This window comes from Clostridium oceanicum (assembly GCF_039521385.1).
Taxonomy (GTDB): Bacteria; Bacillota; Clostridia; order Clostridiales; family Clostridiaceae; genus Clostridium_F; species Clostridium_F oceanicum.
Genome location: NZ_BAAACG010000006.1, coordinates 429,077 through 455,422, shown reverse-complemented (window position 1 = coordinate 455,422; position 26,346 = coordinate 429,077). Strand labels below are relative to the sequence as shown.

At 26.3% G+C, this 26,346-nt stretch carries 24 protein-coding genes and 1 riboswitch; of the genes, 4 read left to right on the top strand and 20 right to left on the bottom strand.

What is annotated here, in order from left to right; translation table 11 throughout:
- Positions 1-16: 16 nt before the first annotated feature.
- The 3 genes from ABDZ71_RS05590 to ABDZ71_RS05580 form a co-directional block, all read right to left on the bottom strand.
- On the bottom strand, positions 17-706 hold the full coding sequence (locus ABDZ71_RS05590) for a radical SAM protein (protein WP_343759673.1): 690 nt from the start codon (positions 704-706) through the stop codon (positions 17-19).
- Positions 707-822: 116 nt separating this feature from the next.
- Entirely contained in the window at positions 823-1,374 is a 552-nt protein-coding gene (locus ABDZ71_RS05585) for an ECF transporter S component (protein ID WP_343759672.1), read from the bottom strand.
- Between the two features lie 266 nt (positions 1,375-1,640).
- Positions 1,641-1,684: riboswitch (PreQ1 riboswitch) on the bottom strand.
- Between the two features lie 263 nt (positions 1,685-1,947).
- Entirely contained in the window at positions 1,948-3,375 is a 1,428-nt protein-coding gene (locus ABDZ71_RS05580) for an APC family permease (protein ID WP_343759670.1), read from the bottom strand.
- Between the two features lie 545 nt (positions 3,376-3,920).
- Between ABDZ71_RS05580 and ABDZ71_RS05575 the strand changes: the two genes are divergently transcribed.
- On the top strand, positions 3,921-4,670 hold the full coding sequence (locus tag ABDZ71_RS05575) for a TraX family protein (RefSeq protein WP_343759668.1): 750 nt from the start codon (positions 3,921-3,923) through the stop codon (positions 4,668-4,670).
- 205 nt (positions 4,671-4,875) lie between these two features.
- Here ABDZ71_RS05575 and ABDZ71_RS05570 read toward each other — a convergent pair whose 3' ends face one another.
- The 4 genes from ABDZ71_RS05570 to ABDZ71_RS05555 form a co-directional block, all read right to left on the bottom strand.
- Positions 4,876-5,898, bottom strand: coding sequence for a branched-chain amino acid aminotransferase (locus tag ABDZ71_RS05570; protein ID WP_343759665.1), 1,023 nt, complete (start codon positions 5,896-5,898; stop codon positions 4,876-4,878).
- Positions 5,899-6,229: 331 nt separating this feature from the next.
- Positions 6,230-8,596 (bottom strand): FtsX-like permease family protein, encoded by a 2,367-nt coding sequence (locus ABDZ71_RS05565; RefSeq protein ID WP_343759662.1) that lies wholly within the window; start codon positions 8,594-8,596, stop codon positions 6,230-6,232.
- Between the two features lie 4 nt (positions 8,597-8,600).
- Complete coding sequence (locus ABDZ71_RS05560) at positions 8,601-9,302, bottom strand: ABC transporter ATP-binding protein (protein WP_343759660.1); 702 nt, start codon at positions 9,300-9,302, stop codon at positions 8,601-8,603.
- Between the two features lie 171 nt (positions 9,303-9,473).
- A complete protein-coding gene (locus tag ABDZ71_RS05555; RefSeq protein ID WP_343759657.1) occupies positions 9,474-10,088 on the bottom strand; it encodes a TetR/AcrR family transcriptional regulator in 615 nt (204 codons plus the stop codon).
- A 484-nt stretch (positions 10,089-10,572) separates the two neighbouring features.
- Between ABDZ71_RS05555 and ABDZ71_RS05550 the strand changes: the two genes are divergently transcribed.
- From ABDZ71_RS05550 to ABDZ71_RS05540, 3 genes are read left to right on the top strand one after another with little or no spacing between them, the layout of a single operon-like run.
- Positions 10,573-11,121 (top strand): CD3072 family TudS-related putative desulfidase, encoded by a 549-nt coding sequence (locus ABDZ71_RS05550; RefSeq protein WP_343759655.1) that lies wholly within the window; start codon positions 10,573-10,575, stop codon positions 11,119-11,121.
- Positions 11,122-11,161: 40 nt separating this feature from the next.
- Positions 11,162-11,983 (top strand): substrate-binding periplasmic protein, encoded by an 822-nt coding sequence (locus ABDZ71_RS05545; RefSeq protein WP_343759653.1) that lies wholly within the window; start codon positions 11,162-11,164, stop codon positions 11,981-11,983.
- A gap of 11 nt (positions 11,984-11,994) precedes the next feature.
- Complete coding sequence (locus ABDZ71_RS05540; protein ID WP_343759651.1) at positions 11,995-12,651, top strand: amino acid ABC transporter permease; 657 nt, start codon at positions 11,995-11,997, stop codon at positions 12,649-12,651.
- Positions 12,652-12,817: 166 nt separating this feature from the next.
- Here the strand turns inward: ABDZ71_RS05540 and ABDZ71_RS05535 are convergent, their stop codons facing one another.
- The 13 genes from ABDZ71_RS05535 to ABDZ71_RS05475 form a co-directional block, all read right to left on the bottom strand.
- Positions 12,818-14,533, bottom strand: a complete 1,716-nt coding sequence (locus ABDZ71_RS05535) for a flavocytochrome c (protein WP_343759649.1) — start codon at positions 14,531-14,533, stop codon at positions 12,818-12,820.
- Between the two features lie 260 nt (positions 14,534-14,793).
- Positions 14,794-15,492: a response regulator gene (locus tag ABDZ71_RS05530; protein WP_343759648.1), complete on the bottom strand. Its 699-nt coding sequence runs from the start codon at positions 15,490-15,492 to the stop codon at positions 14,794-14,796.
- Complete coding sequence (locus ABDZ71_RS05525) at positions 15,485-17,068, bottom strand: ATP-binding protein (protein ID WP_343759646.1); 1,584 nt, start codon at positions 17,066-17,068, stop codon at positions 15,485-15,487. Before ABDZ71_RS05525 ends, ABDZ71_RS05530 begins: the two co-directional genes overlap by 8 nt.
- Before the next feature lie 31 nt (positions 17,069-17,099).
- Positions 17,100-17,465 (bottom strand): FMN-binding protein, encoded by a 366-nt coding sequence (locus ABDZ71_RS05520; protein ID WP_343759644.1) that lies wholly within the window; start codon positions 17,463-17,465, stop codon positions 17,100-17,102.
- A gap of 28 nt (positions 17,466-17,493) precedes the next feature.
- On the bottom strand, positions 17,494-18,249 hold the full coding sequence (locus ABDZ71_RS05515) for an ABC transporter permease (protein ID WP_343759641.1): 756 nt from the start codon (positions 18,247-18,249) through the stop codon (positions 17,494-17,496).
- Positions 18,236-18,985 (bottom strand): ATP-binding cassette domain-containing protein, encoded by a 750-nt coding sequence (locus ABDZ71_RS05510; protein WP_343759638.1) that lies wholly within the window; start codon positions 18,983-18,985, stop codon positions 18,236-18,238. Before ABDZ71_RS05510 ends, ABDZ71_RS05515 begins: the two co-directional genes overlap by 14 nt.
- A gap of 15 nt (positions 18,986-19,000) precedes the next feature.
- Positions 19,001-19,582 (bottom strand): UbiX family flavin prenyltransferase, encoded by a 582-nt coding sequence (locus ABDZ71_RS05505; protein ID WP_343759636.1) that lies wholly within the window; start codon positions 19,580-19,582, stop codon positions 19,001-19,003.
- A 106-nt stretch (positions 19,583-19,688) separates the two neighbouring features.
- Positions 19,689-20,558: a UbiA-like polyprenyltransferase gene (locus ABDZ71_RS05500; protein WP_343759634.1), complete on the bottom strand. Its 870-nt coding sequence runs from the start codon at positions 20,556-20,558 to the stop codon at positions 19,689-19,691.
- Positions 20,545-21,984, bottom strand: coding sequence for a menaquinone biosynthesis decarboxylase (locus tag ABDZ71_RS05495; RefSeq protein ID WP_343759632.1), 1,440 nt, complete (start codon positions 21,982-21,984; stop codon positions 20,545-20,547). The genes ABDZ71_RS05500 and ABDZ71_RS05495 overlap by 14 nt, the downstream gene beginning before the upstream one ends.
- A gap of 24 nt (positions 21,985-22,008) precedes the next feature.
- On the bottom strand, positions 22,009-22,980 hold the full coding sequence (locus ABDZ71_RS05490; RefSeq protein WP_343759630.1) for a polyprenyl synthetase family protein: 972 nt from the start codon (positions 22,978-22,980) through the stop codon (positions 22,009-22,011).
- Between the two features lie 18 nt (positions 22,981-22,998).
- Positions 22,999-23,538, bottom strand: a complete 540-nt coding sequence (locus tag ABDZ71_RS05485) for a Gx transporter family protein (RefSeq protein ID WP_343759628.1) — start codon at positions 23,536-23,538, stop codon at positions 22,999-23,001.
- Positions 23,522-23,908, bottom strand: coding sequence for a NusG domain II-containing protein (locus ABDZ71_RS05480; protein WP_343759626.1), 387 nt, complete (start codon positions 23,906-23,908; stop codon positions 23,522-23,524). Before ABDZ71_RS05480 ends, ABDZ71_RS05485 begins: the two co-directional genes overlap by 17 nt.
- 264 nt (positions 23,909-24,172) lie before the next feature.
- On the bottom strand, positions 24,173-26,020 hold the full coding sequence (locus tag ABDZ71_RS05475; protein WP_343759624.1) for an FAD-dependent oxidoreductase: 1,848 nt from the start codon (positions 26,018-26,020) through the stop codon (positions 24,173-24,175).
- Between the last annotated feature and the right edge of the window lie 326 nt (positions 26,021-26,346).

Here is a 26,346-nt window from a genome sequence, read left to right as displayed (position 1 = left end):
AAAAAAAGGACTAAAGTTAGTCCCCTACTCCAAAATCTGTATTATTATATAAAACTTCTATCTTAGGATTTTCATCTAAAAACTTATATTTTTCTTTAAACCATTTTACTAGTTTTTCATCTCTTTTTATTTTAGTACTATTTTCAACAAATACATTTACTGTTGAGTGATTAAAATTATTCAAAATTATATCCATATCCTTATCTATTTGTTCTCTAGTTTGGCCTTTTATTCCTACCATAATACAAGGAGAATCAAAATACTCTTTTAACTCTTTTACAGTTTTAAATTTTGCATTTTTATTTAAAAATTCATTTCTAAATTTAAAATCAAAAGTTTCTACTCCTATTTTAAATATTATAGGAATTTCAAAGTATTCTCTCATTTCTTTTACTTTATTTTTATAACACCAGTGACTTTCCAAAAATAATTTTTCTATGCCTTTTTCTTTTATTATTTCTTTAATCTTATGTAGAGTTTTTTTAGGAAGTTCAAAAGAGCTACCGGAATTAATAACCTCTAAAACTTTATACTTACCAGTTACTTTTTCTAAAATTTCAAAATTAATTTTATTTATTTCTTCTTCTGAAATGGAGTTATCTAATATATAATCACAAAAGGTACATTTTCCCCAAACACATGGAAATCCTTTTAAAAGCAGTATTTCTCTTGGAAATTTATTTTCTATAACACTATATCTATTCATTTTAATACCTCGCTAAATTATATTCTAATTTTAAAAATTGTTTTTAACATTATGTATTTTAAACTTAACTATATTTGTTCTATCTTATACTTTTTTTATAAATATTGCTATAAATTTTAAACTAATTTTTGTTTTAAATCTATTGGAAGTTTCTTTAATACTGGTATTACTAGAGAAACTGCCAAATATCTATCTATATAATCCATTAAAAATTGAACTAAAAACACGCTTAAAACTTTATTAAACCCTAAATTAAATAATATAACTACTATATATGAAGAACTTGAAGAAGTAATTCCTCCAAATAAAAAAGCTGAAATTATAGCTCCTGTAAAAGAGGAAACAGAAGAAATTAAAAGCACAGCTAAAAATCTTTTTTTACCTTCCATATACCCTTTGTTAAACATAATTCCTGCCAATAACCCTACAAAAATTTGAACTGGTGCAAAATATAAAGAATATATATCAAAAGTTATTCCACTAACTAGAGAACTTAATATTCCAGTAATAACAGCATATATAGGCCCAATTAAAGCTGAAATCATTACTGTTCCTAAAGAATCCATAAGTATAGGAATTTTAAAACTAAAAGCTATAAGTGTTCCTATAATATTTAAAGCTACTCCTAATCCTAAAGCGCTTATTTTATAAGAAGAAATTTTATTCATACTCCTTTTCCTCCTTATAATAAAATACATTATTTAAAATAGTAGGTTTAATATTAAATAATAATCTCCTTTTTTCCATAATCCTTATCTCCTTTGTTATTATATTGGAGAACAATATGTACAGCTTATTTATAAAAGTAATAAATTTATTTATTTTTTATAGATTAAAATTTCTAATTTCTAAAATAATAATCTTAATAAAAAATCTATATTTTTAATACAATCAAAAAAAGCCGTACCAAAGGATACAGCTATAGTAAGCCAATAAATCTTTGGTTTTTTATACTGGGAGTTCTCGAACCAGTCCTATTAAATATTAAATTCTATAATAGCATTTAAAAATCTAACAGATTTATAGATTTAATTATTTTTTTGTCATTTTTAATTATACCATAATATATGAAATTATAAATAATAATTGTAATACTAACTTAATATGGTATTAATTTAAAATCTAATTGTATAACAATGATATTTTTCATATCTTAAAATATAAAAATAAATAATAAGTAAAAAATTTATAAATTCCTAAATAAAAATAAATCCACGATATAAAAATATCGTGGATTTTCTTTACTGTGATATACCTTTTGATTTACTTTCATTATCCTTTTTAGCAAGATAAGGCATAATAACACCTAAAAGAATTAAAACAAAAGGTGTTACAATATTAAGTGCTAATTTAAATATATCTGTAGAATACATTCCAGCAATACATGCAAATGCAGTAAATGCAAAGCACCATACTCCTACAATCATTCCTATTTTATCACTCTTTATAAAATAATATTCTCTCTTAAATTTACTTCCTGCTTTTTTAAGTGCAACATATGCAACAAATACCCATAAATAACGAAGTGGCATACATACAGCATTTAATTTTACTAACCATTTAACTAACTCGTCTACGTTACCAATGCCTAAAGCTGGTACAATAATCAATATTGATACAATAACTAATATAAGCTTATGTCCATTTTTATATGTTCCATATTTATTTTTTTCAAACATTTTTTTAGGAATAAAGCGTTCATCTGCACTATCAAGTAATATACGAAGTGGTGCATCAATAGATATTATTAACACAGCAAACTGTCCAATCATATTTGTAATTGCATATATAATTACAAATATATTTCCTAAATGATAATATTCTCCTAATTTTTGAAATGCATAATATGCACCATTAGTCATTAAGTCTTTAGGTACATTATTTGAATCAAACATCATTCCAAGTGAAACTGTACCTAAAATTGCACATACAGCAACCATTATTGCTAAAGCAATCATTCCTTTTGAAAATCCTGTTTCTGGGTTTTTCATTTCATTAACATAAGGTGATATTTTTTCACATCCACCAACTGCAAATACTAAAATAGCTAAATTAGTAAAAAATTTAGTATCAAAAGTTGGCATAAAAGTTTTAAGTGACCAATCAATAGGATTTAAATGAGCATTTGTAATAGCTGGTGCTGCCACCATTAAAATAATAAATAAAATAGACATTACAAACATAGATGTCCCTGCAATTGTTGCCAATTTTTTAAGTGGATTTAATCCTTTTGAAGCAATATACATTCCTATTAAAAATATTATAAGACAACATAGCTGCATAATCTTTGTATCCATTGAACTAATTCTTTTATCTTGGAAAACAGCCCAACTTGTTGCTATCATAAAACCTGATGGTTTTTGTGAAATATAAGGCATGTGAACTATCCAGTATGTCCACCCAGCATAATATGCAAGCCTTGGACCTATAGTTTCATGTATCCATGAACTTACTCCTCCACCACAATCTTTAAATGCTGATCCAAGTTCCCCTACCATTAAAGCATATGGTGCAAAGTAAAGTGCAAAAATTATAACCCAAGAAACAATTGCTTTTAATCCATTATATTCTGAAAACCCATTGATAACGTTTCCAAAACCCCACACAGTAGAGAACGCCATAAACGCAAGCGTATACCAAACAATCTTTTTATCTTTATTCTTTGACATAGTATTCCCCCTTATAATATAACCTTTCTGCTGAAATAACTTACTTTGTTTCTGTTTTATTTAAGTTCTTCAAGATAAATTTGTAAGAATTAAAATATGCTAAGAGTTCATTCAATTTAAGATATGTTTTCAAAGAAGCCATAATCCTTCTTTAGAATGATGTTATATTTAATTTTTTCCATAAATTTTTAGAAATATTAAATATAATTACTCTCAAAATGTATTCTGAAAATTATATTAAATAGTCTTTTATGGTAAAAAAGTATATATTTATATAACAATCCAGCATATATATATTATCATAAAATATTGAAAATTGCTAGAAAATATTGCAAATCAACTAGCTCTTAAATAAAAAAATTCATTTAATTGTTAATAATAGATTTTTATAATACTATAAAATTCACTTAATAACTTTAAAGTATATGCATTACAATTACAACATTGTAATATATGTGTAATAAAAATCGATAGTTAATTTAAAAGCTCCTAATATATAATCAGTTTATAACCATAAAACATTATATATTTAGGAGGCATTTTTCATGAAATTAAATAGTTTTCAATTAAAAATTTTCGCAATGATATTAATGGTGCTTGATCATATAAGTACTTATATTCCAAACCTACCTTTTAATTTAATCATTTCCTTTAACCTTGTAGGTAGGATTGTAGCCCCTATATTCTTTTTCTTTATAGTAGAAGGATTCTTTCATACAAGAAGCAAAACCAAATATGCTATTAGACTCTTTACTTGGGCATTAATTATGTTTTGTGGAAGTAAATTAGTTGTTATGATATTCAATAGAGATACAGGTCTTCATAATAATATATTTTTATCATTAGGAATGTCTATTTTATTAATGAGTATAATTGAATGGATTAAAAATAATAAAAAAAATATAAAATTCATATTTATAGGAATTATTGGAGCTTTAGCAGTAATAACATTATCAGTATTTACAGAAGCTAGTATCCATGGAATTATTGCAACTTTAATTTTTTATTTCTTAAGAGGTAAAAAAAGAAAAATGACATTAACTTATATTTCTATATCATTACTTATGAATATAATTTCCCCATTTATAAATTTTATGAATACTCCAGATTTTTCTTTTATACGTTTACTACAAGATGATCTTCAATGGGCGGAAATATTATCCATTCCATTTATAATGATGTATAATGGCAAAAGAGGACTAAACACTAAATTTACTAAATATCTATTTTATATTTTTTATCCTATACATTTATGGATAATATATATATTAGGGTATTTTATTTCAATAAAATAATTAATAATATTTAATATATTAAACTATAAGTATTCAAAATAAATAATAAATTCAAATAAAATGCCCCTTTATAGTAGACAGTTTTATTATTTTAACTGTCTACTATAAAGGGAGCATATCAAACAATTCTAGAAGGTGTTTTATAATTATTTCCAGTAAATTTTATATAATTTAAAATAAATAACTAGTAAATCCCTAGTCTATTTTATAATATCTTTTCAATCCAACCTTTTGGACCTTCTACATCTCCATTTTGGATTCCAATTAATGTATCATAAAGTTTCTTTGTAACTTCTCCAACTTCTGTTTCACTATAAAAAGTATGTTTTTTACCTTTATGTGTTATTGATCCTATTGGAGATATTACAGCCGCTGTTCCACAAGCTCCAGCCTCTTTAAATTCAGATAAGTTATCTATGTAAACATCTCTTTCTTCAACTTTCATATCTAAATAATTTTCTGCAATATATACAAGAGATCTTCTTGTTATACTTGGTAAAATAGATGGCGATTTAGGAGTAACAAACTTATTATCCTCTGTTATTCCAAAGAAATTAGCAGCTCCAACTTCTTCTATTTTTGTATGTGTTGCAGGATCTAAATAAATACAATCTGCAAAACCTTCTTTAGCAGCTAATTCATGAGGAAGCATACTTCCAGCGTAGTTTCCACCAACTTTAACAGCTCCAGTTCCATTTGGTGCAGCTCTATCATAATCAGAAGTTATAAAATTAACCGGTGACATTCCACCTTTAAAATAAGGACCTACTGGCATAACAAATATACCAAAAATGTATTCTTTAGCTGGACAAACCCCAATATTGTCACCTACGCCTATAACATACGGTCTTAAATATAAAGTAGCACCACTACCATAGGGTGGAACAAATCTCTTATTTGCTCTAACTACTTTTTTGCAAGATTCTACAAAGAATTCTTCAGAAACTTCTGGCATCATAACTCTTTTGCAACTTTGATTTAATCTTTTAGCATTTTGGTCTGGTCTAAACATACAAACAGTACCATCTTTATGGCTGTATGCTTTTAAACCTTCAAAACATTGTTGTCCATAATGAAGACAAGTAGAACCTTGGCTAATTGTTATTTTGTCATCCTCAGTTAAACTTCCTTCATCCCAAACTCCATTTTTAAAATGAGCAATAAAGTTATAATCTGCCTTAACATATGAAAAACCTAAGTTTTTCCAATCAATTGTTTTATTTTCCATTTTAATGCCCCCTCTTAACTTTATTAATTTATAAATTTATCTTAATAAGTTTTATATAATTATATAACTGAGTATAAATAATATCAATATATTCTTTATATTAAGTAAACTGAAAAAATCGTATTCATACAATTCTTACTACTATATATTCCAAATTTTAATAAGACTCATAATTACAATAATGATACAATTATCTAAATATTAAAAATTTTAGAAAATATCTATAATTTATAAGTTTATAAAATTAAATCCACAGCATATGCTGTGGATTTAATAAATAGCAAAATTTAAAATGCTCTTCAAAATTTATAAATTTTATTAATAATAAACCTTACTCTCTATAAGCTTTTAATACTTCTTGTATTGATATACTATATATTTTTCTTTTAGCAGCTATAGTTGAAATATAAAATACTAAAGCTACAACAGCTGCTCCAATAAATCCTTGAAGTACTGTAAAATGTATAGGTATTACCATATTAAACTGCTTTGCTAAAAACTTCATAGCCAATCTCATAGAAAATACTGTCATAGGAATACTTATAAGATAACACAATATTGAATATACAAAATAACTACTTAAAATCATTTTATTTACTTCTTTTTTGCTGTATCCCATAACTTTTAATAAAGATATATTATAATAGTTATCTTCAACAGTTAAACTTGTTAAAATATAAAGTATTATAACAGCTATAAATACTGCTGAAATCAGCATTGAATAAATAGCTATTTTGGTAAAAGCTTGCATGTTTTTCCCTTGCTCTAATATATCGTTTTTATTTATTATTAAAGAATACTCATCTTTATCTAAAGCATTTTCTGAATATACTCCATTAAAAAAATCTTTTTTATCTGTTAATAAATTACTAAGTTCTTCTCTATCAAAGTATACAATCTTATCACCATAATTTGATGACACATCTACTACTTCTTTTTTTACTTTTTTATCACCTAATTTTATATCTATCTTGTCGCCTTTTTTTACTCCATATACACTTTTAAAGCTTTCATTTACTATAACTCCATCTTTAAGCTTTTCTGTTATATCCTCTTTTTTATTGTTAAAAAGCTTATGAAGATTACTATCATTTTCTATTCCCAGTGCAGAAATCTTCTCATCTTCATATAAACCTTCAGGGAAAGTTATAAATTTCTCCATACCTTTATCAATCTTTGGAAGTGTTTTTTGAAGATCTACATAAGCTTCATAATTATAATTAACACTTTTATAGTAATCTGTAGTCATTTTATCAAAGAATCCAGAAAACATTAAGCTCATTATTATAAGAAAAGATGTAAATAACACTCCAAAGAAAAATACAGCAAACTTCCCAGTGTTATTAAATATAAATGAATATTTAAACTTAGTTTGAGCCTTTGAGTTTTTAAATATTTTTGATACTAATTTATTTGCTTTAGTTACTCCACTTTTTTCACCAGTATTTAAAAGATTTATTGCTTTTTTAGATATCATTTTCATTATTACAAACATTGAAAGTCCAACAAAGAAAACTAAAGGCACAAATACTGCTGTTAAAAACACAATTGGTTTTTGCTTTATAGGTAAACTTGGAAGCAAATAAAATTCTAAGTATAAATTTTTAAGAGGTTCTGCTGCATATATTCCTAAAAAATATCCTAAAACAAGCATAGGAAGCGCCATTATAGTTATTATAAACAAATAAGGCATTAGCATTTCTTTTCTTGAATATCCAAGAGCTTTTAAAAGTCCTATTTGTCCTCTTTCTTTCTTTAAAACTTTATAAATTATTATGGCAGTTATCATTATTGCAATTAAAGCTATTATAAGACTTAAGCCTAAGCTCATTGCTTTACCACCTTTTATTTCATCATATATAACTCCGCTTCTCATTTGATTTTTAGTCATAACTATATTTGATATAAAATCTAAATCTTTATAGTCTTTATATTTTCCCACTACATTATTATTAAAATTTTTTTCGTCAAAGTTATGTTTACTTATTCCTGAAAAATAAGATATATATTTACCATTTAAATTTTCAAACTCTTTATCTGTAGTAAGCCCTATACTAATTTTACCGTTGTCTATTATAAACTCCTTACCTAAAATAGGCATATTATAATCTGGAAACAATACATGACCTACAACTTTATAATTTTTGTCATTAAATTTTAGTGTATCATTTAAATCTATTTTATTTTTCTCTGCATATATTTTTGTAATTGCTATTTCATTATTTTCTTTTGGATACCTACCCTCTTCTACAAGTGGTATATTCATATCATCAGTTTTCTTTAAAAATCTTATTTTATTAGATTTTCCATCTATTTTAAAGTTTACATCTTTAGCTTCTCTCACATTCAATTTATAATCAGGAAATTTTTCATTAAATTTACTTATTCTTTTTTCCAATACATCATAGTAAATATTTTTATCCTGAATCTTAAGATTACTTAAAACCATACTTTTAGGCATTACTTTATATTTATTATTAATAAATATAACTTCATCTTTATTTAAAACATCTAAATAATCTATAGAAAAATTTTCTTGTTTGTTTTCTTTAAAAAAAGCTTCTGTAGGTGATTTCAATCCATCTATTGCATAATACATGGCAGAATATATAAATGAACTTACAGCTATAATAACTCCTAAAGCTATTAACTCAAATTTTTTCTTTAAAAATATCTTTAAAGTATTTTTAAATAACATCAATTTATCCCCACTTTATTTCTTGAGCTTTTTTTCTATGCTCATTTTTAGTTATTTCTTCTATTTTTCCAGAATTCATCTTAATCACTCTATCTGCCATAAGAGCAATATTAGGGTTATGAGTTATTATAACTAATGTAGTTTTATAATCTTCATTCATTTTTTCAAGTATTTCTAAAACCTGTTTCCCTGTTTCTTCATCTAAAGCTCCTGTAGGTTCATCACAAAATAATATATCTGGATTTTTCCCTACACTTCTTGCAATAGAAACTCTTTGTTGCTGTCCACCGGATAGTTGATAAGGATACTTATCCTTTTGATCATCAATTCCTACTTTTTCTAAAATCTCATCTACATTTAAAGGATTTTTACCTATAGAAGATCCTATTTCAACATTTTCTCTTACAGTAAGATTTTGTATAAGATTATATTGTTGAAATATAAATCCTAGATATTTTCTTCTAAACTTTGTAAGTGCCTCTTCCTTATAACTACTTATAATTTCATCTTTGTACTTTATCTCTCCAGAACTTGGAGTATCAAGGCCACTTATAACATTTAAAAGTGTACTCTTTCCACTTCCACTAGGACCTAATATAACTATAATTTCGCCTTCTTTAATATCAAAAGTAACCCCTCTTAGTGCATATGTTTTTACCTCACCGGTTTTATAAACTTTTTCTACGTTTTTTAGATTAATAGACATATTGACCCTCCTTTGTTTATAATTTAAATTTAATTGTATATCTCATTTTTATATTTTACTATGTTAAAAAGCTTATATATATTAGAAATATTTATAGTATTTTTATCTCTTACCTATAAAACAATTTTAAAGATAACTAAGAATCCTATAAATATAAAATTTATAAAAGTTCTATTTATAAAGTGCTTTTTTAAGTACACTCATATAGTTATAAAATTCTTTCCATACAATATTATAATCAAATGAATCCTTTGAATTTTTAACCTTATCCACATATTCTTCTCCAAATTTTTCAATAGACCATCTTATAATATCAACTTGCTCTTTAATATTTTCTTGATCTTTAAATTTAGAAAAATCTATATTATACTCATATACTTTTTTACTTAATTCAAGTGGTTGCTTTTTTAAAAGCTTCTCTATATCCTTTGGAGTTTTATTTTTTAAGCTTTGTGTAAAAAACTTATAAATATATGGGTATCTATGGAGTAGTTTAAACTTAATTTGAGCAATTTGTTTTATACGAATAAAAATATCCTCCTCCTTCCAATCTATATTATTTTTTATTGCATCTAAAGTTATCCTAAAAGAAAAATCTTCTAAATAATTATAAAGTTCTTCCTTACCATTTAAATGATGATAAAGAAAACCTTTAGATATAGAAGCATTTTTCACAATACTATTTATAGAAGCTTTTTCAAATCCATATTCCCCAAATTCCTCTAAAGCACTATTAATAATTTTATCTCTCTTTTCTATATCTATACTTTTAAAAACTGTCTCCAAAATATATCCTCCCTAAAAGTAATCCTTAAAATATATTATCTACACGAAACTCTAATTTGTTTCTTAATAAAAACAAAGTCTAAGTTTCAGACCAGACCAGTCTGGTCTAATCTAATTAAATTATATTTTACTTAATTAAAATTTGTCAACTATAAAAATATTCTTATAATGTAATTTAAATGTATATTTTACATATAATCTTATACAAACTTTATACTTTTCATTATAATTTAAATATTTTTTTCACAGTAATCTTTTACTAACTACAGGTTCTAGAATGTATCTACTGTATTTTTCATATTACATACTTATACTTCCACAATAAACTACAATTAATATAATATATTTATTATAAAATTTTTCTATAGCTTTCACTTATTTCTATAATTTTTTCAAATTGTAATATTATGCAGAAAAATGGTATACTTATGTCGATTTAAAGGATTACTTGAATAATAATACATAATAAAAGGAGGATATTTTTATGAAAAGAGCAAAAAAAATTATACTAGTTCCTCATTGTCTATTAAATGTAAACTCTAAAGTAGAAGGACTTGCTACTTCACCGGGTACTGTTAGAAATGTACTAGATGCACTGCTTGATAGAAATTATGGAATAATTCAAATGCCTTGTCCTGAACACCTTATTATGGGAATAAAAAGATGGGGACAAAGCATAAGCCAATATGATAATCCTTTCTATGAAGATCATTGTAGAAAAATAGCTAGAACTATAATAATGGAAGTAAAGGATTACCAGAAAAATGGATATAGTGTAAGCTATGTTTTAGGCATGAATGGTAGCCCATCTTGTGGTGTAAGTAAAACCTTCCTAGGCGATGGCGGCGGTGTAAGCAATGAAAAGATAACCTTTGATGATTTCAAAGTTGGTCCTGGACAAGGTGTTTTTATGAGATGTCTAAAAGAAGAAGCTATAAAAAACAAAACTCCTTTAGAATTTATAGGATTAGACGAAGCAAACCCTGAAGGTTCTTTAAAAGAAATACTATCTGTATTAGATAAAAATAACTAAGTACAAATTATTTGAATTTTATTAAGAAAGGAAGCTAAAGATGAAAAAATTTAAAAAGTATATTTTACTAATGGTATCTATATTAACTATCTTAAGTCTAATTGGATGTACAAGCAAAACAAATGAGAAAGATAAGAAAAAAGATACTGCTAAAAGTACTTCTTTCAAAACAAAAGAAAATGGTAAACTAACAGTTGGATTTTGCGCTACATGGGCACCTTTTGAATCTAAAAAGACAGATGGCAGCTTTGAAGGATTCGATGTAGACATGGCTAAAGAAATAGGTAAAGACTTAAGCTTAGATATACAATTTGCTGATGCAGATTGGCAAGGATTAATTCCTTCCCTTCAAAAAGGTGATTATGATGTAGTTATTTCTTGTGTTTCTAAAAGTGGTGCTAGAAACGAAACTGTAGATTTTTCAGATGTATACTATGAATTACCTTCTTGTATAGTAGTAAAAAAAGGTAATACAACAATAAAAAGCAAAGAAGATTTAAAAGGAAAAGTTGTAGGTGTTCAATTAGGTACTGCTGATGAAATGGCTGCAGAAAAATTAAATAAAGAACTTAAATTCAAAAATCTTAGAAAATTCAAACTTCCACCAGATGAAATGCTTGATTTAAACCAAGGTAGATTAGATGCAGTAATTGTAGGTTATCCTTATGCTATTAGCACTATTAATAAAACAAAACAATATGAAATTATAGGAAAACCTTTTGATGAAACTGATATAGTTATGCTTACAAAGAAAGGAAACTCTGAACTTACAAAAGCAATTAATAAATCTTTAAAGAGAATAAAAGAAGATGGAACTTATGATAAACTTATAAAAAAATGGATCTCACTTAATAAAAAATAGAGGTAACTTAAATGTATTCGATAGATTTTAAAATAATTATAGACTGGATTCCACAATTATTATCAGGATGCTTTCTTACAATATGGGTATCATTTTTAACCTTTATCTTTGGAAGTATAATTGGAATAATAGTAGGTACATTAAGAACATCTAAAATAGCAAAATTATTGAATTACATATGCGTGTTTTATGTTGAAATTTTTAGGGGGACACCACTGCTTATACAATTATTTTTTATATACTTTGGTCTTGGACAACTTGGTTTAAAACTTGAGCCTATACAAGCTGGATTAATAACCTTTTCTTTAAATACAGGGGCTTATGTTTCAGAAATAGTACGCTCATCTATTTCATCAATTGATAAGGGGCAGTATGAAGCAGCAATCTCGGTTGGAATGACTCATATACAAGCTTTAAGATATGTTATTCTTCCTCAGGCACTAAAAATATCAATACCACCACTTGTTAATACTGTTTCTGCAATATTAAAAGATTCATCTTTAATATCAGTAATTGCTGTAGTAGATTTAACTAGAGTTGGTCAGCAAATTTATACAACAACTTTTAGACCCTTTGAGGTTTTTGCAACTATAGGATTTTTATACTTAGTTATGAATTGTATTATAGCTTATTTCTCTAGATTCCTTGAAAAAAAAGTTATCTTATAGTGTTCTTAGATAGGAAAACTAATTCAATTATCATATACATATATTAAAGATAATATTTGACTAATAAAAAAAGATTCTTGCTAAAGACAAGAATCTTTTTTATATTTCATACTTTTTATATCCAAACTACATATTTTATTATATATAATTAATAATAATACTATATTTATTTTTTTACTGCTTTTGCTGCGTTTTCTCCAGCAATTCTTCCATACACTGTGATATCTGCTACAGCATTTCCACCAAGTCTATTTGCTCCGTGAACTCCCCCAGTAACTTCTCCAGCAGCATATAATCCTTCTATTACTTTTCCAGATTTATTCATAACTTCAGCATTTGTATTAATTTTTACTCCACCCATTGTATGATGTACAGCTGGTCCAACTTCAATTGCATAATATTTAGCTTTATTAAGTTCAAATTTCATATCTGCTCTTTTAAAATCAGCATCTTTTTTAGCTTTTGCATAGGAATTATATTTATTTACTGTCTTTTCTAATTCAGCTACGTTAATATCAATTTTTCCACCTAATTCCTTAATTGATTCAGCTTCTTTCATTACTCCTGCTTTAGCATATCCTTCTATTGCTTTTAAGCTTTCTCTTACATTTTGATCAAAAATTAAAAAGGCTGTTTTACCCTTTTGTTGCAATTCTGCTTTAGAAACAACATCTCTTGTTTCTAATTCATTAATAAATCTTTTACCATCTCTATTTACTAATATAGCTCCATTACCTCTAACAGCTTCTGTTATAAGTTTACTTTTACCTGGTACTACAGTAGGATGTGATTGAATTTCTTTCATATCAACTAATTCAACATTTAATTTTTCTACAAGCTTTACTACATCTCCAGTAGCTCCTGGTCCATTTGTAGTTCCAAATCCTTCTAATTCAGATCTGTATTTTACAACCATATCTGAGTTTGCTCCAAAACCACCCATAGCAAGTATTACTGATTTAGCTTTTATGTCATATGTTTTATCACCTTTTTTAACTTTAACTCCAACAACTTTATTATCTTCAACAATTAATTCTGTAGCTTTTGTTTCTGTTCTCATATCAATCTTTAAATCTTTAGCTTTTTTCTCTAAAACTTTTACTAAATGGTTTCCTACTGGTGCTCCACCTTCTGGTCTATGAGTTCTTTTAACACTTGCACCACCCATTATACCAACATCACTTAAATCAGCACCTCTTTCAGTTAACCAATCAACTGTTTCAGAAGATTTTTCAGCTAATTTTTTTACTAATTCAGGATTATTTTTGTTCTTTCCACCTTTCATCGTATCATCAATGAATAACTTAACACTATCTTTAATACCTTTTTCTTTTTGATATTTTGTTTCAGTAGCATTTAATCCACCGGTAGCAAAATTAGTATTTCCACCAATTACAGCTGTTTTTTCCACAAGTATTACTTTAGCACCCTTTTCTTTTGCTTCAATAGATGCGGTAAGCCCAGCTCCACCTGCTCCTATAACTACTATATCTGTTGTTGTATTTTCTAGTTTAGAAGAAGAATCAGAACCTTTTTTAGATTTCAATTCAATTCCTGATTTTTTTACTGCATCCTTAACTGCAGCAATTATTGCTGAACTTGTTACAGTTGCACCAGAAACAGCATCTATTTCTGTACTGTTTTCTTCAATAATATTTTCAATAACCTTTTTAAATGTATCCTTTGTAAAATCTGATTCATGGTTTTCAACTACATCAATTTTTGTAATTTTCTGATCTTTAATAGAAACCTTTACTTTAATAATACCATTTTTACCTTTTGCCTCTCCTTCAAATGTCTTTGCTGAACTACCACATGCTGCTAATGAGAAAGTCATAACTCCAATTAATAAACATAAAATAATTTTTCTTGCATAACGCATAGTAACCCCCCTCAATTCATTTGTTTAAAAGTTTGTAAAAAATTTAACTATATTTAAGTAAATTATATTTAATTTATTAATGAAATTCAATTTTAATTAATTATGTATATTTTTTGTTCATATTGTAAATGACTAGTTTTCAATATTTATTGATATTTTTATACTATAATTAAACTTAATTACTATATAAAACATTTTGACAAAATTTTGACAAAATGTTTTTGAGATACTATTAATAAAAAAAATCCCTATTAGGGATTTTAGAAAGTATTTTTTTCTTTAATTCTATATTTATTAAGAGGTCTACCAACTTTTCCATACTCCATAATAAGAACCAATTCTCCTTGTTTTTCTAACAAATCCAAATACCGTCTTGCTGTAATTCTAGAAACCCCTGTAATTAATGCCAATTCTTGAGCTGTAATAGTTCCTTCTTTTCTTTCTTTAATAAGCTGCAAAATCTTATCATAAGTATGAGTACTAACACCTTTTATATTGTCAATATAATCACACCGAACATTTTTCTCTTTATCTCTTAAAACCATTTTATCTATCAGTTCTTGTTCAATATTTTCACAATTTTCAAAGTTACATCTTCTATCCATATATTGTAATAAAGCTTCTTTAAATCTATTAAATGTAAATGGTTTTATTATATAATCTACAACTCCATACCTAAATGATTCTTCAACGGTTTCCATACTCTTATCTGCTGTAATTAAAATCACATCACATTTAATATTGTTAATCCTAATCCATTTTAAAAGTTCAGTTCCAAGTCCTTTTGGAAAAAACAAATCTAATAAGACTAAATCTGGTTTCTCTTCTTTTATAACCTCTTTACCTTCTTCTATACTGCTTACACTCTTTAACAACAAATATCCTTCAACTTTTCTTAAAAATCCCTCATTAATCTCTCTAACCATAGGATCATCTTCAATAATAACCACTTTAATCATAATTACAACCCCTCTCTAATGGTATATTAATGTCCCATGTTGTACCTCTATCATTGTATAATATTATAGTTCCATCAGCCTTGTCTATAATTTTCTTTATAATCCAAAGTCCAAATCCTCTTTTTCCCTCTTTAGTCGTTATACCTCTTTCAAATATTTTTTCTTTTATTTTTTCATCTATTCCATTTCCATTATCTTTTATTAAAATTCTCAAATTATTATCATAGGAATTAATTTTAAATAATATTTTCCCCTCTTTTATTTTAACTAGTTCATCTATTGCATTTTCTATTAAGTTTCCTATTATTGAACAAAGTTCTGCATCAGTTATACTTTTTGGTATTCTACTTAAATTTGATTTGTTATGAATCTCTAAAGAAACTTTAGATTCTGCCGCCTTATAATATTTTGCTAATAGAATACCTGCTACATGAAAGTTTTTAATGTTTCTATTAATAACTGCAATAATCTCTTGATTTTTATAAGATATATCTTCTATATATTTTACTACTTTATCATATTTTTCTAACTGAATTAACCCTGATATAGTATGAAGTTTATTCATAAATTCATGATTTTGAGCTCTTAATTCATTAGTCATCTTTCTTGTACCTGTAAGTTCTTCCGCCATTTGTTTTACTTTAGTTAAATCTTGCAAACTTGAAACAACCCCTATAATTTCATCTTTATGGTCTTTTAACAAAGTATGACTACATAACAAGACCATATTGTCAGCAATTTTTATCTCCTCATTATAAATAGCTTCTTTAGTTTCTAAAACTTTTGTGATTTGATGTGAAAAAGTTATATTAAAATCAGCAATATTTTTAAATCTATCTTCATTTTTAAAACTGAATATTAATTTAGCACTTTTGTTAAAAAACATTATTTTGCCATCTTTATCAACAGCTAATATAGCATACTTTAAATTTTGTAAAACTAATTCCCTTTGACCAAGTAATAATGCTATCTCCTTAGGTTCTAATCCAAATATAGATTTTCTAATATTATAAGATAAAAGTACAGCACCTATAATTCCTAATAAAAGTCCAACTATAAAAATCCATTTAAAATTAGATATATGTGGTGAAATTTCTTTGTTTACAGTATCATTTAATAACCCTACTAATACTACTCCTACTTGCTCTCTTTTATAATATACTGGTACAACTGCTCTTATTGCTGAAATTAAAACATTTCTATCAGCAGATATATATGTTTCTCCATATTTTAAGCCTCTTTCTGCACCTCCATTTCTATAAATTTTTCCTAAAGCATCCTCATATGGATAAGAATAAATTATTCCTTCTAAATCCATAACTATAATATATTGAAATCTTGTTTTTTCTCTAAAATTTTCTATTATATCTTGAATAATATTATAATCCTTAGTTGTAGCTAATGTTTTTTTTATTGTGTCTATAGATGCTACAGTTTGTGCTAAATCCATTGCATTATTCCCCATTTGAGTTTCAACAGTTTTTTCAACTTGCTTAAAAGTTAAAACTCCAACACTACCTACAACAATACTTAACATAACGGATATAAATAAAATCATCTTGTATTTTAATTTCAAAATATCACACCTTTTTAGACAATATACTAATCTAATAACCTTTTTTTAATTTAGCTTTATTTACTGCATCTTTTATTGCATTTATTAATCCTTGACTTGTATATGATGCTCCAGAAACAACATTCACATCTACATTATTATTTTTTAAAACACTTTCTGGAATTTCATCATATACTATGTCACAAAGTCCCGGTGTCTCTTCCTGTTCTAAAATTTTTATTTCTTTAATCCTATATTTTCCTGTAATAACTTTAACTTTTATCTGACTATGATTGCCTTGCCCTACCCCTTCATAACATCCTTCCTTATACAATAGTTTTTTTGGTTTAAATAAAGTAACTACCACAAATGCTAATATTATAATTGATATAAATGTTCCATATTTTTTTATCATCATTTACTTAAAACTCCTTTAATTAACTATTTTAAGCATTCTCCTTCCAGGGACATAAAAACCCTTCTAAAACATCTATAAAAATAAAAAACATCAATCCAATAAAACTTAAAATTAATATGGCTGAATACATTTCTATATAACTTACTCTCATCCAACAATCCATTATATAATATCCCATACCATATTCCGTTCCAAAAGTTTCTGTAAAAAATAATATTGATATAGAAGTACCTATTCCTATCCTAATTGAGGTAAGCATAACTGGTAATACATAGGGAAAAACTATTTCATATATAATTTTTTTATCACTTGCACCTAATGAATACATTGGATAGTATACTTCTTCTGGTATGCTTTTAACGCTATCACGAATATTTACAATGACAGGAAACATAATTATAAAGACTATCATAATAATTTTAGATATTTCTCCTAATCCAAAAATCAACATTATAATAGGAAGCAATGAAATTTTAGGAATTGGATAAGTTAAGTAAAGAATAGGAGATAAAACCAAATCTATTTTTTTATAATATCCCATTAATATTCCTATAGGTATTCCTATAACTAATGTTATTAATACACCTACTAGTATTCTAGTAAAACTATGTGAAATATGTAACAATATTACTTTTGACAAATTATTGTTAAATATAAATTTAATAATCTTTAAAGGAGATGGTAAAATATCGTTATTAATGCATATAGAAATAACTTGCCATGTAATAAAAAAAAGTAAAAAGGCATATAGAAAACTCTTTTTCTTACATTCATTTAATCTCATATATTTTTTCCTCTTTTAATAAATTTCTAATTTTAAACTCCATGTTTTTATATAACTCCCTATTAAGTTCTGGATTCTTTCCAAATAAATCATTTTCTATATTTTTTTTAATTTTACCTTTTGAAGATGACATAATAATAATGTTTTGTCCTAAATAAATAGCTTCACATATATCATGAGTTACTAATAAAGTTGTAACTTTATGTTGCTTCCATATATTAATAAACAATCTTTGAACTTCTTCTCTTGTAAAGTAATCTAATGCTGAAAATGGTTCATCCATTAATAATAAATTAGGTTTTAAAAGGAGCGCTCTTGCTATAGCAACTCTTTGCTTCTCTCCACCGCTTAAATTTCTAGGATACTTTTTTAAATGTTTTTCTAAATCTAATTTCTTAAGAATTTTTTCATAAAATTCTGAATTTATAGCCTTTTTCCCATACTTTGTATTAAATAATAATAAAATATTTTGTTTAATAGTTTTCCAATCAACTAAACCATAATTTTGTGGTATATATCCTATACAATATTTTTTAGTATCTAACTCATTATCATTAAAATAAACTTTACCTTTATAATTTTTATTTATTCCTGCCAGCACTTTAAGAACAGTTGATTTTCCTGCACCAGATTGACCAATTACTGTATAAATAAGACCATTTTTTATATTTAAATTTATATTTTCTAATATCCTTTTGTTATTATAACTTACTGTTAAATTCTCAACTTTTATCATTTTATCCACACCACTTTACTCATTTTCTTTCCACCTAGAATATATATGATTTTTAATTTCCAATGCATCTAGACATCTTCCAATTGTTCCATTTACTATATCATTAATATTTTTAGGTTTCATGTAAAAAGCAGGCATAGGAGGGATTATAGTAACATTTAAATTACTAAGTGAAAGTAAATTTTTTAAATGAATTGAGTTTAAAGGTGTTTCTCTTGGAACTACTATGAGTTTTCTTTTTTCCTTTATCATTACATCTGAAGCTCTTAAAAGCAAATTATCGGATATACCATGAGATAACTTAGCTACTGTTGACATAGAACAGGGAACAATAATCATACCATCTGTTTTAAATGAACCACTAGCTACAGAAGAAAACATATCATCAATATTACAAATTTTTATTTTGTTACTACCATTATTTAACTTCTGAACCAAATCCATTAGTTTATATCCTATTTCATGTTCAAATACTTTTTTTCCATTGTCAGTTGAAATCAAGTATATTTGGCAGTTTAGTTTACAAAGTTCTTCAAGTAGTCGTAAAAGATAAATGCTTCCACTAGCACCTGTTATTCCAACTATATATCTTGGCAAAAAAACCCTCCTCAATTAAAATTTATTTTTCGACATAACTTTATACAAAACTTCATTCTTATTACTTAAAATTTTAATAAAAATTTAACTATTTTGCAATTGTATATTATGGAATTATAGGATTTAAAAAAATATCTGAAACTGTAAATACTAATATTATAAGACTTATAATTTGGTTTATATTATATGATGCCAATTTCATCTTTTTTTCATTTGATGGAGATACAATATAATGTTCTATAATTAAAAGTCCGCCGCTAATAATAATTCCTATTAAATAAATCCAAGTTAAATTTAAAATATAGTATAAAGCTATAAGTAACACTATCATCACAAAATGAAAAATTGCTGCAATAATAAGTGCATTTTTTAATCCAAAAGCTACTGGAATTGAAAACAACCCATTTTCTCTATCAAATTTTATATCTTGAGTTCCATAAATTATATCAAATCCTGCAACCCATAAAGCTACAACTGCACCTAAAACAAAGGGAATATAGTTAAATTCACCTGTAACAGCAAACCATGCACCAACAGGTGCTCCAGCACATGCAATCCCAAGTACAACATGACATATCCAAGTAAATCTTTTAGTATAGGAATAAATAAAAAATAAAAATAATGCTATAGGAGTTAATTTAAAACATAAGGGATTTAATTTATAAGATGCAAATAGAAAAATTGAAAAACAAAATATAACTATTAACCATACTTCATAACTATTTACTAATCCTCTTGGCATATGACGATTAGCTGTTCTAGGATTTTTCTTATCTATATCCTTGTCCACCCATCTATTTAATGCATTGGCTCCATTTCTAGCACCAGCTAACGCAATTAAAATCCAAAAGATAGTGTCAAACTTCGGCAAACCATTAGCTGCCCATATCATTGCAATTATTGCAAAGGGTAATGAGAAGAGGGTATGTGAAAACATTACCAATTCACCATAAAGCTTAATTTTATTCAATACCATATTCATGCCACCTACTATCTACTAATTTCTTAATTTCTTCTGTCATTTCTATGTCATCAGGCCATGGTCTAGTATGTCCTTCACTTTCCCACTTTTTAGTTGCATCAATTCCTAATCTATGACCATAAAAAGCTGTGTTTGAAGCATGATCTAAAGCATCTAAAGGTCCTTCTGATATTACTAAATCTCTTTTTGCATCTATATTATTAAATACCTTCCATGAAACAGTTGATATATCATGAGGATTAACATTTTCATCTACAACTATTATCATTTTTGTGTACATCATTTGTCCCATTCCCCAAAGTGAATTCATAACTTTATGAGCATGTTTAGGATATGATTTTTTAATTGACACTATAACACAATTATGAAATACCCCCTCTAGTGGAAAGTTCATATCTATAATTTCAGGACATTGAATTTTTAAAAGTGGTAGGAAAATTCTTTCTGTAGCTTTTCCCATATAACAATCTTCCATAGGAGGTTTACCAACAATAGTAGTAGGATATACCGGTTTATTTTTTCTAGTTATTTTTTCAATGTGAAACACTGGATACATATCTTTTAAAGAATAGTAACCTGTATGATCCCCAAAAGGACCTTCTGACCTCATTTCATCTAGCTCTACATACCCTTCTAATATAAATTCTGCATTAGAAGGTACATATATATCATTTGTAATACACTTAACTAATTGAACTGGTGATTTTCTTAAAAAACCTGCAAAAATCATTTCATCAATCATTTTAGGAAGGGGTGCTGTAGCTGAATAAATTATTGCGGGATCACAGCCTATAGCCACTGATACAGGCATTCTTTTACCTAGTTTTCTATATTTTTCATATATTTCTCTTCCATCTTTGTGCAAATGCCAATGCATCCCTGTAGTTTTATTATCATATACTTGTAATCTATACATTCCCATATTTTGCTGACCTGTTTCTGGATCTTTAGTTATAACTAATGGAAGAGTTATATATCTTCCACCATCTTTAGGCCAACATTTTAAAATTGGTATTTTATCTAAATTAGGTTCTTCTATAACTTCTTGACAAGGAGCATTCTTTATTTTTTTAGGAAAAACTCTAGCTAATCTAGCAAGTTTTGGAACAGACTTAATTTTATTTATAAGAGTGGCATAACTAGCTACATCCATAAACTCCATAATATCTTTAGCTATTTCATCTAAATTCTCAACTTCAAGGGCTAAATTCATTCTTTCATAAGTTCCTAGAGAATTTATTAACAGAGGATATGGAGAATTTTTTACTTTTTTAAACAAAAGTGCTTTTCCATATTTTTTTGAAACTCTATCAGTAATCTCTGTTATTTCTAAATCACTATCTACTTCTACTTCTATTTCAGTTAAAAGATTTTTCCCCTTAAGCATCTTTATAAAATCTTGCAAATCTTTATAAGCCATTAACCCCACTCCTTAAAATATTTCTTAATATTTTCTATAAATTAAAGTTTCTAAAACCTCTAAAAGTATTATTTTACTTTCACAATCTGGTAATTTTTTAATACTATTAAAGGCTCTTGTAGAATATCTTTCTACTAATTTTTTAGATTTTTCTACTCCATTAAGTTTTATAACTAATTTAAATATTTTCTTAACATCATCTTCTTTAAATGTAGAGTTATCTAAAATTTTAGAAAGTGTGCCCTCTTTGTCTTCTTGAAGTGCAAATATTATTGGAAGTGTATAATATCCTTGTTTTAAATCATTTTGAGTACCTTTACCCATCTTTTCCACATCACCTACATAATCAAGTAAATCATCAATAATTTGAAATGCCATGCCAATATTATATCCAATCCTCCCTAAGGTCTTTACCAATTTCCTATCACATTTTGATTCATTTGAACCTAAGATAAAACTTAAAGAAAATAGTGCTGCTGTTTTTCCAGAAATTATTCTTATATATTTATTTAAATTAATTTTCTTAGTATATCTAAAATAATTTTGTTTTATTTCTCCCATACATATTCTTGTAATTGTTTTAGAAACATCTTTTAAATTTTCTACTGCATAATCATCTTTAGAAAGTACATTAAAACATTGACAAAACAAATAATCCCCTGCATAAACTGCAAAATCTTTTCCATACTTAGATTGAATACTCTCACAGCCCCTTCTAAGTTTAGAGTTATCTATTATATCGTCATGAATTAATGTTGCCAAATGAAGCATTTCTACTACAGCAGCAAGTTTACTTATTTTTTCACAATTATATTCCCCAAATTTTGCTGATAGCAAAACAAAGGCCGGTCTTAACATTTTTCCACCCTGTTCAACTGAAGGTATAATTGAATCTTTTAAATACACATCTGAACCTTTTAAATTTTCTTTTATAATACTTTTAACATAGCTAAGCTCTTTATAAACTTTAGGATAACCTTGCCAGAATTCACTCATTTTAATCCCCTTTACCATTTAACTAAAATATTTTAATTTCCTTAAATATAAAAGTAAATACTTCACACATAAACCTACAAATATACCAGTTGCTACACCTGTCATCATCAAAAATGGTAAATAATAAAATATTTTCATATTTTCTATAATAAAGGTAGCTACAATTAACTGTCCTATATTATGAGAAACTCCACCTAATATACTTATACCTATAGTGCTTATTTTTTCTTCGCTTATATAAATTAACATATACATAATAAAAAAACTTACTAATGCTCCTGAAAAACTATATAAAAAACTTGATGGAGATCCTGCAATAAAAGAAGTAAGTATTGTTCTAAGAACTACAACAAGCAAAGCTTCTTTAAAGGAAAAAAAATATATACATGTTAATGTAATAATATTTGCTAAACCAAGCTTTGCGCCTGGTATAGTAAAATTTAAAGGCAACATTCTCTCTATTATGTTAAGAACTATACCTTGAGACACTAACATAGAGAAAAAAATCATTTTTTGTATCTTACTCATATTTAAAATTCTCTTATTTTGAGACTTCATCAACATCAGCCTCCTGATTTCCTTTTATCTCTATAAAAACTTGATTTGGAAGACAAACTATAATTTCGCCAGGCTCCCTTTTAAATCCCATTTTTTCACATATATGATCATCACAATTTGCTTCAACTACTTCAATTCCATTATCATGGATATAAATAATATTTTTTCCAAGATCAGTTTCAACTACAATTTTTTCTGAATGATTATCTGAAATATTAATAACTTTATATAATTTTTCTTCTACATATACATGAGCATATAAAGTATTACTATTTTTTTTCATATTATTTTCTCTATATTTAATTACTCCAAAGAAAATTACTGCTATTAATAAGATAGATATTATTATAACTTTGTCTAATTTTTTCATATAACCACCCTTATATAATTAATCAAATTATAAATACTAATCATTATAGATATTGCTTAATATTTACTTCTTGGTATATATAATCAAATGTCCTTTTAAAGACTGCTTTAAAAGGACATTTATATTAGTTAAAAATTAACATTTATCAAGTAACAATAGAACATATATATCACACTAAAAAATTCCATTTTAATTCTTTTAGCCTAAGTTTACTTAAGTATATATTTTTACTACTTTTCATTATAAAAATTATTTTTCTTTTTATTAATCTGTGTATACATAATGTTTTTTTACAAAAGGTATCTTTTTCCAATACTTCTTAATTATTGGAAGTATATAATAATCTAATCCAAAAACACTTCCTGATCCACCAATTAAAGCTATACCAGCACCTATATACCATATCATTTCATAGGGTGCCATTCCTGAAGTCCAAACCATAGTTCCCATAACAATAGAAGCTAAAGATGCAAGAGCTGTAAATAACCCTGATATTAACATTAATCCAACTAATACTTCTCCAATTACCATGCCTGCTTGAAAAATTTCTGCTAAAACTGTAAATCCTCCGTCACCATTATAAAAAAATGTATTCATAGACCAATCAACCATATTTTGCAAAAATTCTGGTACTGGTAAAGTTTCTACAACTTCTTTTGCAGCTTCTGCAGTACTTGCAGCAGCTGATGCTGCAGTATTACCATCTACTGAAGGAGGTTTTGGTATTAAGAAAATATTTGAAGGATCTTCTAAAATTTTAGGAAGCTTATGTAATCCTTGTTCTAACCATTTATATCCTACAAAAAGCCTTAATGGTACTAACGAAAAATTAGGTGATGATTTAGCAAAATGCCCTCCAACAAAACTTCTTTTATCCTTAACATGAAAAAATTCATGTATCAAATAAGTCCAACACTTGTTAAATCCAGCAACCTGGAAAAAATACATAAGATTAACAAAGTGTTTAACAAACATTGCTAAAAACCCAGATAATCCTATAAACTTGCCTGGCTTACCAATATGAGCCACACCATAGCGACCACCTATACATACCATAGCTCCATGAAACCCTGGTTTATATGATTTTTTCTCTCCCCCTTTTATATCTGCATAAATATTATTAGCAATTAACGGTGCTGACTGTTCTGCATTTTCTACCATTTGAGGAACTGGTCTTTTTTCTCCTTCTGGAATATAAAATATATTATCTCCAACAACATATACATTTTCATAATCTATAGATTGTAATTTATCATTAGTAACTATTCTTTTTCTTCCTTCTTGCTTTAATTTTATATCTTTAATAATATCTGCACCTTCAACTCCAGCTGCCCATATTACAGTATTTGCATTTATACTTCCTTTATCTTTCATAATTACAGAATCCTTTGTAACTTCTGTAATACCTGCTCCTGTTACAATTTCAATATCTAATTTTTTAAGTCTTTTTTCAGCTTTTTTTATTAAATTATCAGGGAAAATAGGTAAAATCTTAGGCATTGCATCAACTACATAAAGTTTCACTTCTTCTTTGTCAATATAAAATTCTTTACATAATTTATCTTTCCATTCACCTAATTCACCTATCATTTCAATACCAGTAAAGCCACCACCAACTACAACAAAAGTTAATAACTTCTCTCTTTTTTCTTTGTTAGTTTCTCTTACCGCTTTTCTAAACATATTTAAAATATGTTCTTTTAAATTCACTGCATCTTCATAAGACCATAATTTTTTTGTATATTCTTCTGCTCCAGGTATATTAAAGTAAGTAGGCTTGGACCCAGTTCCTATTACTAAATAGTCATAATCATAAGAATCATTTTTAGATTTTACAATCTTTTGGTCAAAATCAATATTAATTACTTCATCTAACACAACATTAACATTTCTTTTAGCAAATATTTTTTTCAAATCTATTCTAATAGAATCTTCCGGCGCTCTATTAGCTGCAACCTCATGAAGTTCTGTAAGTAATGTGTGATATGGTTTTTTGTCAATCAATGTTATTTCAAGATTTTCATCTTTTTTAAATTTTTTGGATAGTTTCTTAGCTGTGAGAATTCCACCATATCCGCCCCCAACTATAACTATCTTATTTTTCGTCCCCATTAATTTACCTCCTAAATTAAAAAATAAGTAATAATTCCACATTGATAATAATGCCACAATATTGTTAAATTTAATTCAAAAATAGTTTAAATATAATTAATTTTTATACAAAAATTTTATCATATTAATTTTAAAATACTACTTTTTTATCAATTTTGTTCATAAAATAAATTAAAAACCTTTTGTTTTTAACAACCTTCACTTACTATATTTACTTAATTATCATAATTTAATTAAATATTTACCCTTATAAATTTTAATGATATAATTTACAAAATCACAAGTGACATTTTGTCATTATAAGCTGATAAATTTATAACAATTGT

Bases quoted from the DNA above. Each gene is read 5' to 3' on its own strand.
- ABDZ71_RS05590 (WP_343759673.1), bottom strand. From the start codon at position 706: ATGAATAGATATAGTGTTATAGAAAATAAATTTCCAAGAGAAATACTG.
- ABDZ71_RS05585 (WP_343759672.1), bottom strand. From the start codon at position 1,374: ATGAATAAAATTTCTTCTTATAAAATAAGCGCTTTAGGATTAGGAGTA.
- ABDZ71_RS05580 (WP_343759670.1), bottom strand. From the start codon at position 3,375: ATGTCAAAGAATAAAGATAAAAAGATTGTTTGGTATACGCTTGCGTTT.
- ABDZ71_RS05575 (WP_343759668.1), top strand. From the start codon at position 3,921: ATGAAATTAAATAGTTTTCAATTAAAAATTTTCGCAATGATATTAATG.
- ABDZ71_RS05570 (WP_343759665.1), bottom strand. From the start codon at position 5,898: ATGGAAAATAAAACAATTGATTGGAAAAACTTAGGTTTTTCATATGTT.
- ABDZ71_RS05565 (WP_343759662.1), bottom strand. From the start codon at position 8,596: ATGTTATTTAAAAATACTTTAAAGATATTTTTAAAGAAAAAATTTGAG.
- ABDZ71_RS05560 (WP_343759660.1), bottom strand. From the start codon at position 9,302: ATGTCTATTAATCTAAAAAACGTAGAAAAAGTTTATAAAACCGGTGAG.
- ABDZ71_RS05550 (WP_343759655.1), top strand. From the start codon at position 10,573: ATGAAAAGAGCAAAAAAAATTATACTAGTTCCTCATTGTCTATTAAAT.
- ABDZ71_RS05545 (WP_343759653.1), top strand. From the start codon at position 11,162: ATGAAAAAATTTAAAAAGTATATTTTACTAATGGTATCTATATTAACT.
- ABDZ71_RS05540 (WP_343759651.1), top strand. From the start codon at position 11,995: ATGTATTCGATAGATTTTAAAATAATTATAGACTGGATTCCACAATTA.
- ABDZ71_RS05535 (WP_343759649.1), bottom strand. From the start codon at position 14,533: ATGCGTTATGCAAGAAAAATTATTTTATGTTTATTAATTGGAGTTATG.
- ABDZ71_RS05530 (WP_343759648.1), bottom strand. From the start codon at position 15,492: ATGATTAAAGTGGTTATTATTGAAGATGATCCTATGGTTAGAGAGATT.
- ABDZ71_RS05520 (WP_343759644.1), bottom strand. From the start codon at position 17,465: ATGATGATAAAAAAATATGGAACATTTATATCAATTATAATATTAGCA.
- ABDZ71_RS05515 (WP_343759641.1), bottom strand. From the start codon at position 18,249: ATGAGATTAAATGAATGTAAGAAAAAGAGTTTTCTATATGCCTTTTTA.
- ABDZ71_RS05510 (WP_343759638.1), bottom strand. From the start codon at position 18,985: ATGATAAAAGTTGAGAATTTAACAGTAAGTTATAATAACAAAAGGATA.
- ABDZ71_RS05500 (WP_343759634.1), bottom strand. From the start codon at position 20,558: ATGGTATTGAATAAAATTAAGCTTTATGGTGAATTGGTAATGTTTTCA.
- ABDZ71_RS05495 (WP_343759632.1), bottom strand. From the start codon at position 21,984: ATGGCTTATAAAGATTTGCAAGATTTTATAAAGATGCTTAAGGGGAAA.
- ABDZ71_RS05490 (WP_343759630.1), bottom strand. From the start codon at position 22,980: ATGAGTGAATTCTGGCAAGGTTATCCTAAAGTTTATAAAGAGCTTAGC.
- ABDZ71_RS05485 (WP_343759628.1), bottom strand. From the start codon at position 23,538: ATGAAGTCTCAAAATAAGAGAATTTTAAATATGAGTAAGATACAAAAA.
- ABDZ71_RS05480 (WP_343759626.1), bottom strand. From the start codon at position 23,908: ATGAAAAAATTAGACAAAGTTATAATAATATCTATCTTATTAATAGCA.
- ABDZ71_RS05475 (WP_343759624.1), bottom strand. From the start codon at position 26,020: ATGGGGACGAAAAATAAGATAGTTATAGTTGGGGGCGGATATGGTGGA.